Raw genomic sequence first — 1,277 nt, forward strand, 5'->3', positions numbered from 1 at the left:
GGCCAGCAGCGCCGCCGGCACCGTCAACGCCGCGGCGACCAGCAGCAGCTCGACCACCGCCACGATCCGTCCGGAGACGGGCGTCGGACCGGCCGGGCCGGCATGCGGACGGGCCCGGCGCAGCAGCGGCAGGATCGCGAGCGCCCGCAGCACCTGCACCCCGGCGAGCAGCGCGAAGAACCCACCGGAGACCGCACGCTGGGCGGCGGCCTCCCGGTCGGCGTTCGCCGGCGCGGCGATGGCCTCGGCCAGGTCGGTCGGACGGTCGCCGGTGCTGATCGCCGGGCGGCCGAGGAAGAGCCGCTCCGGCATCGGCCGGCCCAACGCGGCGAGGGCGGTCGGCGCGAGGTCGACAAGTTGCAGGTACCCGTCGCGGCCGGTGCTGGCCGAGGTGAGCCACCCCCGCTCCCAGCCCGGCCCGTCGGCGACCGCCACGTGCAGCCGCGACGGCTGGGTGGTGTCGGAGATCCCGGCGACCAGCACCAACGACCGTGGGGGTCGCGCCGCCAGCACCCGGGCCAGCTCGGCGTCCGCCGCGCGGGCCTCAGCGGCGCGGGTCGCCGGGTCGGCTCCCCCGACCGTGCCGAGGTCGACGATGCTCAGCACACAGGAGCCGAGCAGCGGCCGCGGATCGGCCGGCAGCGCCGACGCGTACCGGTCGACGCGGCCGAACGGTCGGGCGGCGGCCACTGCCGCGCCCGGGCCCACCGCGACGGAACACCGCACCGACTCCGACAACGAGCCGGGCAGCGCCCCCCAGGGCAACCGCTGCTGGTTGTACTGGACCACGCTCTCCTGGTCGGGCAGGTTCGCGCCGATGCCGTCCGGTTGTTCCACCGTCACCGCCGCCGCCGGGCAACCACCGGCCGCCCGGCTGCCGTTCCACGCGGCGAAGCTGCCCGCGCCCACCGTCAGCCAGCCGTCCCCCGGGCAGGTGGGCCGGTGGGCCGAGCGCACCGACAGGGAGCCGATCGACCCGTCCTGGGCCATCCGCCACAACGTCGGGGTGCGCTGCGGATCCACGTCCTCCCAGCGCAGCCCGGCGATCCCGGCGAGCACCACGAAGTCGGCGGTGCGTTGCGGGGTGCCCTGGGGTGGGCGGGCGGCGAGCGCGGTGACGCCCAACGCCACCACGAGCACTGTCAACAGGGCGGGGGCGATTCGGCGCAGCAGCACCGGTGTTCCGTTCTCGGGGCGGCGGCGCGCGGAGCGGCCGGCGGGGCGCGCGGGCGCGCGGGGGGCGGGGGGGGGCGGGGGGCGGGGGGTTAGTGGAAGAA

Annotated in this window: 1 pseudogene; it reads right to left on the reverse strand. The window is 77.8% G+C overall.

Going from position 1 to position 1,277, the window contains the following annotated elements:
• A pseudogene (locus KBX53_RS33310) lies at window positions 1–1,173 on the reverse strand (hypothetical protein); the annotation flags it as partial.
• Between the last annotated feature and the right edge of the window lie 104 nt (window positions 1,174–1,277).

This window comes from Micromonospora sp. M51 (assembly GCF_018070305.1).
Classification (GTDB): domain Bacteria; phylum Actinomycetota; class Actinomycetes; order Mycobacteriales; family Micromonosporaceae; genus Micromonospora; species Micromonospora parva.